Source organism: Microcoleus sp. A003_D6, assembly GCF_036702825.1.
Classification (GTDB): Bacteria; Cyanobacteriota; Cyanobacteriia; order Cyanobacteriales; family Microcoleaceae; genus Microcoleus.
On the sequence record NZ_JAUBWA010000102.1, the window covers coordinates 20,849 to 27,848 of the forward strand.

The following is a 7,000-nucleotide window of genomic DNA, read 5'->3' on the forward strand; positions in this document are numbered from 1 at the left end:
ACAGCCCACCGAAACTGTAAAAACCCGGTTTCGAGGCGTCGTCCATCGGTAAGCGATAGCTTGTGTGTTGCCTAATTGCTCAAAAATCATATATCGAGAGAGGTGTTGACTCCACGAAAACACCCGAAGATTGTGCTGTGGAGTCAAATCTCTAATCTCTAATCTCTAATCAAGTGAATCAGTTTTGCAGCCAGCGGGCGGCGTCTTTGGCGTGATAAGTCAAAATCAAATCAGTACCAGCACGCTTGAATCCTGTCAAAGTTTCCATCACTACTCTTTCTTCATCTATCCAACCGTTGAGGGCGGCGGCTTTCACCATCGCATATTCTCCAGAAACGTTGTAAGCAGCAACTGGCAGGTTAGTTGCTTCCTTCACGCGCCAGATGATGTCCATGTAAGCTAAAGCGGGTTTAACCATCAGCATATCTGCGCCTTCGGCAATGTCCAGAGCAATTTCTTTGAGTGCTTCGCGGCCGTTTCCCGGGTCCATTTGATAGGTGCGCCGATCGCCAAATTGCGGAGCAGAATCGGCCGCATCGCGGAACGGGCCATAATAAGCTGAGGCGTATTTTGCCGCGTAAGACATGATGGGAATATCTTCAAATCCAGCACTGTCCAATCCTTCGCGAATTGCTCCGACAAAACCGTCCATCATTCCCGAAGGTGCGATAATATCTGCACCGGCTTTAGCTTGAGCAACGGCGGTTTTCTTGAGCAATTCTAGTGTCGGATCGTTCAATACGCGGCCGCTTAAATCTCCGACTTCCAAATACCCGCAGTGACCGTGACTGGTATATTCGCACAGACAAGTATCGACCATGACGATTAAATCCGGTACGGCTTTTTTAACTGCTTCCGTCGCTTTTTGGACGATGCCGCAGTCGTGCCAAGCACCTGTAGCATCTGTGTCTTTATCTGCGGGAATGCCGAATAAAATAATCGCGGGAATGCCGAGGTCGTAGACTTCTTTTGCTTCTTCTACTATTTTGTCTACCGATAGCTGGTAGACTCCGGGCATCGATGTGACTTCTTTAGCAAAAGCTTCCCCCGGTACGGCAAATAAGGGGTAAATTAAATCGCTGGTTGTCAAGATATTTTCGCGTACCATCCGGCGGAGTTGGGGATGGTTGCGGAGGCGGCGGGGGCGGTGAGTTGGAAACATAATGTTTTTTTACGGTAGATAAAGCCCTATTTTCTAGGACTCGCGTCGTTTCTTTAAAAGTCTAGAGCTTATTGTTGGTCGATCGCCCTGTACTTAATTGACACTCCGGGCGCCTTTAGGCGCGAGGATTCTTGGTTCAGTCAGTCGATTTGCTCGTTGATCTTACCACCAATGAGTAGAGATCGTTCTGTCCCCAAGCGTTAATTTCGGCGTGCCCCACCGTATTTAAACTGATTCCTGCTTGCTTCAATCCTTTTTCCAAAATGTTAATCGCGGCGTTGCGATCCCGATCTAATACCGCGCCACAACAACAAATATGGGTTCTAGTTGATAGCGATTTTTTGACGATATTGCCACAGGCTGAACAATCTTGGGAAGTGTATTGAGGGGCGACAGCAATTACTGTTTTACCGTAAATTTTCCCAAAATATTGCAACCATTGAGCAAATTGATACCACCCTGCATCGCTAATTGATTTGGCAAGCTTGTGGTTCTTAACCATATTCTTCACCTGAAGGTCTTCGTAGGACACAAAATCGCTAGATTTTACCGCGCACAACGCCGTCTTAACGGCGAAGTCTTTGCGCTGCCTGCTGACATAAAGGTGTTTTCTTCCTAACTTGTTAATCGCTTTTTTACGATTGCTAGAACCCTTCTTTTTTCGAGAAACTCGTTTTTGTAATCGTTTTAAAGCTTTTTCGTTTTTGCGGAGATAGCGAGGGTTGGCAACTGTTTCACCATCACTGTCGGTATAGAAATGGTTTAATCCCACATCTATGCCAATAGCTTTACCAGTGGAAATAGATTCCCCTATTCGTTCCACATCGATACAAAACTGAGTGTAGTAACCGTCGGCACGCCGAATCACCCTAACTCGCTTAATCTCGCTGGGTGCATAAAAATGCAAATCCCGACTGCCGACTAACTTGAAAGTTCCAGCAGCAAAACCGTCCGTAAATGTTAAACATTTCTTGTTGGAAGAAAGCTTCCAACCTGATGTCTTGTATTCTACGGAACGAGTATGTTTTTTGAACTGCGGGTATCCTTTTTTCCCTGGTTTCTTGGCTTTACAATTTGCGGAAAAACGTTGGATAGCAAAAATCGCACGTTCAGCAGAAGCTTGACGCGCCATTGAGTTAAGTTTGCCTGCCCATTCAAACTCTTTGGCCATGAGGGCACACTGTTTGTATAGGTCAATCAGCTTAACTCCTTGATTTTCGATCCAGTATCTAAGAGTTTTATTTCTGACAAATTGAGCTGTCCGAATCATTTCGTCGATGACTAGGTATTGCTGCGTTTTGCCTTTCAACTTAAACTCTAATACGATCATGCAAGTATCCTATCACACCTATAAAACACTATGTCTATAAAATGTGTTTACTTTATAACTTTTTACACATTACGATCGAAATTAAAGCCGTCCTAGAAGGAGGGGGCTTTAAACCCAATTATTTTGGTAAAACCCGCGATGTCCCTTATTCTTCGTCAGGAATGCAAGTGCTTTCGGGCCTTTCCCGTTGCCAGACTGAGCCCTAACGGTGCTGGGATCGGTTGGTACGGATATCTCGCTGGCTTCATACCTATAACCAGGCTGCCCAGAAGCGAGAATAGACGGTAAATTATAAATGTATCGAATAGTAACGGTCTTATGTACAAGCAACTAATTTCAAAGATCAAACCGCTTTTGAAACCACTATTTGCGATCGGTCTGGTACTGACGCTAGCCCTCGGTAACGCTGACGGAGCTCTGGCGGCCCGCAGCGGAGGACGCATCGGCGGCGGCTCTTTTAGTGCTCCGGCGCGCAGTTACTCGTCTCCTAGTCGCACTTACGCGCCGTCGGGAGGGGGTTACTACCCCGGCGGCTATGGTGGCGGATTTGGCGGCGGCTTCGGTTTCCCGTTCTTGCTGCCGTTTTTTGGCTTTGGGGGCGGGTTTGGAGGCCTGTTCTCGATTTTGATTTTTATTTCGATCGCTAATTTCCTCGTCCAAAGCTTCCGCCGCGCCGGGGGCACAACTGACGAACTCGGCAACAGCGCCCCTACTACGACCGTATCTGTCGCCCGCTTGCAAGTTGGTTTGCTAGCAGAGGCCCGCGGTTTGCAAGCCGAACTCGACTCCCTAGCGCGCAAAGCGGATACCGATACAGCGACCGGTCGCGCTCAAGTGGTGCAAGAATCTACTCTGGCGCTGCTGCGGCATCCTGAATACTGGGTTTACGCGGGCGCTGAATCTCTGCAAACTCGCTTGGAAGCAGCCGAAGCTAAATTTAATCAATTTTCTTTGGCAGAACGCAGTAAATTTACCGAAGAAACGCTCTCGAATTATAACAACCAGCTCCGGCAAGCAGGGAGCAGCAATATCCTGCCAGGTTTGCAGGAAAATGGGGCGCTGGTTGCCTCTGATTTGAATTCAGATCCCGGGGAATTTATTGTGGTGACGGTGATTGTCGGTACTCAAGGTAAATTGCAATTGCCAGCAGTGAAAAACTCTGAAGATTTGCGCCAAGCTTTGCGCCAGATTGGGGGAGTATCGAGCGAGCAGTTGCTGGCGGTTGAGGTGCTGTGGACTCCTCAAGCGAACGGGGACACTCTGAGTGCTGATGATATGTTGGCCGGCTATCCTGATTTGCGATCGATTTAGCGAGCAAGAGTGGGCGCGGAGCATTGTCTGCCGCGCCCGATCCCGCAGCAAAGCTGTGCGGGCGAACCCGATGATTTTTGAGACGGGCATTTCACAGGATGTTGTGGAGGTCGATCGAGTTAAAAAAGATTGTTCAACAAATGCTAGTATTGAGGGATCATTATTCAGTCTGATTCATCTGCTACTGGGAAAACCTGCCCTAGAAGCGTTTTGCGAATAAGTTAGGCAGGATAAAAAAACTCTTTTGAGCGAGAACTGCTTCGGAAGAAGCTGTAACCGCGCGCCCTCAAAATTTTCTATAAAGAAGCGATCGGGATCTAAACTTATGGCCGAAACCAGTAGAAAAAAAGCCCTTTTTATTTTGAGCCAGTTAAATAATGACGATATCGACTGGATAGTCCAAAAAGGCAAAAAGGAAGTTCTCGATGCGGGCGCGATTTTGATCCATGAAGGGAGACAGATCGATGCGCTATACATTGTTTTGAAGGGGAGTTTGAGCGTTTTAATCGAGGCCGATCAGACTAAAGAACTCGCTAAAATAGCCAGCGGAGAACTTGTGGGAGAAGTTTCTTTCATTGACACTCGCCCTCCTTTGGCAACGGTGAAGGCGATGGAAGAAACTCATTTGCTGGCAATTCCTAGGCGACAGTTAGTAATCAAACTTCAACACGATATGGGCTTTGCTTCCCGGTTTTATTATGGAATTTCGCTGTGTCTGGCAGACAGGATGCGCGGTACGATAAGACATATAGAATACGGCCGTAATATTGAATTGGAGCAACGGGAATTAGATCGGGAGGATATTAATCCGAACGTCATTGAAAATTTGGCGCTTGCTCAGGCTAAGTTCAATTGGCTGATGGAAAATATTAGGGCTTGATTAATTTTAAGGCGATCGCCACTGATGTAAACTGTCAACTCTCAAAACAGAACCCGAAAGGAAAGGGCGGTTTTACCGGGAATATCTATCGACAACTGCCGGAACTAGAAAAACCCCCCCTTTGCTTTGCAGTTGCAACCTCCCGCGCTGACCGCCAACTACCAACCAGACAACCTAGATAATTCCTGGCCCTTTGCCGCGGGTGTCTGCTTCCGCTGTCAGTTTTCCTTCCTCGCCTTTTTTATCTTTGACTTCTGCGAGAATTCGAGCCCGTTCGGCGGCTTCGGCTTCCTCTTTTGCTCTCAAATCGCCCGGTTCGTTGATGTACATTTCGGGTTCGATCGCGTAATTGTTAACCAGACCTTCTTTGTCTACGGTATAACCATCTGTGGTGTGAATGCTTTCGTCATCGGTTTGGTCGTCGGTTTTTGCACTTTTCTGCTTCCCTTCGGTGGTTGTGTGCATGAAGTTAGCGCCTTCGCGTTCTTGCCGCGCTGCTGTCTCAGCAGGAGTAATGCCCCTGTCGTAGTGGGGGGCTTCCATATTAGCTTCGATTTGTTCGTCGGCGGGTGTTGATTTGCTAATTTCTTTGTCGGATGGTGTTGGTTGGCGATTAGTCATGATTTATTCCTGAGTTATCTTTTCAAAAAGATGTTTGGCTTATGTTTAAATATTAAGGCCAAGCTAGCTCATTCACAAACTATCTTTGGTTATAGTTTTCGAGAACTTGCTTTGATAGCAGATGTTGAAGGAAGCAGGAAGAAGGAAGAAGGTTTTATTTATCTAGGATAAAAGGAAGAAGCAATCTTCCGCAAGGGTTTCAGGAATTAAGAACGTGCTAACCGTCAGGGCGGTTGCTATATGAAAAATATATTTATTGAGCCTTCCTCAAGACTGATAAAATTCTCTCTTCATTGCAGATTTCACAGTCTGCGATTATTTGACATCTATCTAAAGGTAGGTAATTGGAAACTGGAAATTGAGAATTAGTAATTGGGAGAATGACTAATGACTAATGACTAATGACTAATGACTAATGACTAATGACTTCTTTTATGCTTCTTTATAGAAGCGGATGATTTCGCGGACGTGGTTGAGAAATTGTCCGTCATCGGTGAGTTGGGCGATCGCACTTTCTGCATCTCTTCTGAGTTTAGTGTGTTCTGCCTGATTTGTCGCTTGCAAAGATTGTAGAGATGCGGATAAATTAGTTAATTGTATTTTGATAGCCTGTTGCTCCCGATTTTGGACAGCCACCCACGAATTCGGATTGTCTGAACTTAATTGATCGGTCAAATCTCTAACTGTAGATTCTAATTCTGCAAAGCGGCTGCGGAGTTCGACAATATCTTCGCGGGGGTGCAAAAATTGGCGGCGGATACTTGTCAGCCGCTGGGCTAAATACTGATAACCTCGGATAGCTGGACGCAGTACAGTTAAAAGCAGTGCAGCACCGGAACTGAGATAGCCAATAGCACTAATTCCGGTGGTGGCTAGGGCGTAAAGTGCGATCGCGCTAAACAGGTGAAGTCCGATCGCCACAAAGAGCGATCGGCTCGCTAATACAGTAACGTATTTGAGTTGTTCCGGATCGACAGCAATGTTTTTTTTAGTAGATTCTGCGGCTTGCGCTAAAACTTCTTTAGCTTCAAAATGGATATTCCAAGGAACTGTAACTATCAGCAACAACCATTCAAAAATAGCAATGGCAATTACCCAATCAATAAAACTGCCGGCGGAGACGTGCAGCCATTGCAGAATGGCAAAAACTAACAATAAAAATAGACCAGTGCCCGCACCGAAACCCGCAAAAGTGTAATACATAGCGATCGCCTTGGTGGAATGTTGTTTTGATTGTGGGTAGGTTGTTTAGGTATTGAGTAATAAACTGTGACAGTTAAGTAATCGTCCTATAAATCCTGGTTCATTAGTGATTAGTAACAGCGTGGGGCCAGGGTTGCCAGAAAGCAGTTTTTTTCACACAAATACTTGCTCTACCTCCATCGTGGAATGTTGTTTTGATTGTGGGTAGGTTGTTTAGGTGTGGAGTAATAACTTGTGACAGTTAAGAAATCGTCATATTAAACCCCGTTTATTAGTGATTAGTAATACTCCGGGACACAATGGTTTCCAGACCCCGGGTTTGTTTAAGAAAAATACAGGGGCTTTAACCCATAAATCATAGTTAAATGAAACTGTCTGTTCGTGAAGATTGGGTAATAGACCTCTTGCAAAAATCCTTTCATCAATTGATGGGACGGGCTCTCCGGCCCGTCCCACAAGAGTTATTTTTTCTTGTGGGATGGGCCGGAGAGCC

Annotated in this window: 6 protein-coding genes; 2 read left to right on the forward strand and 4 right to left on the reverse strand. The window is 46.1% G+C overall.

Going from position 1 to position 7,000, the window contains the following annotated elements; translation table 11 throughout:
- Window positions 1-178: 178 nt before the first annotated feature.
- Together hemB and QUB70_RS24020 are read right to left on the reverse strand one after the other, a co-directional pair.
- Entirely contained in the window at window positions 179-1,162 is a 984-nt protein-coding gene (hemB, locus tag QUB70_RS24015) for a porphobilinogen synthase (RefSeq protein ID WP_332983878.1), read from the reverse strand.
- 136 nt (window positions 1,163-1,298) lie between these two features.
- A complete protein-coding gene (locus tag QUB70_RS24020; protein ID WP_332983879.1) occupies window positions 1,299-2,492 on the reverse strand; it encodes an RNA-guided endonuclease InsQ/TnpB family protein in 1,194 nt (397 codons plus the stop codon).
- 318 nt (window positions 2,493-2,810) lie between these two features.
- Between QUB70_RS24020 and QUB70_RS24025 the strand changes: the two genes are divergently transcribed.
- Both QUB70_RS24025 and QUB70_RS24030 read left to right on the forward strand, forming a co-directional pair.
- Window positions 2,811-3,803 carry a DUF1517 domain-containing protein gene (locus tag QUB70_RS24025; protein ID WP_332983880.1) on the forward strand — a complete coding sequence of 331 codons (993 nt, stop codon included), beginning with the start codon at window positions 2,811-2,813 and terminating at the stop codon, window positions 3,801-3,803.
- Window positions 3,804-4,128: 325 nt separating this feature from the next.
- Window positions 4,129-4,683: a cyclic nucleotide-binding domain-containing protein gene (locus QUB70_RS24030; protein WP_332983881.1), complete on the forward strand. Its 555-nt coding sequence runs from the start codon at window positions 4,129-4,131 to the stop codon at window positions 4,681-4,683.
- Window positions 4,684-4,857: 174 nt separating this feature from the next.
- Here QUB70_RS24030 and QUB70_RS24035 read toward each other — a convergent pair whose 3' ends face one another.
- Window positions 4,858-5,304, reverse strand: coding sequence for a hypothetical protein (locus QUB70_RS24035; protein WP_332983882.1), 447 nt, complete (start codon window positions 5,302-5,304; stop codon window positions 4,858-4,860).
- Between the two features lie 432 nt (window positions 5,305-5,736).
- Entirely contained in the window at window positions 5,737-6,507 is a 771-nt protein-coding gene (locus tag QUB70_RS24040) for a hypothetical protein (protein WP_332983884.1), read from the reverse strand.
- Window positions 6,508-7,000: the final 493 nt, after the last annotated feature.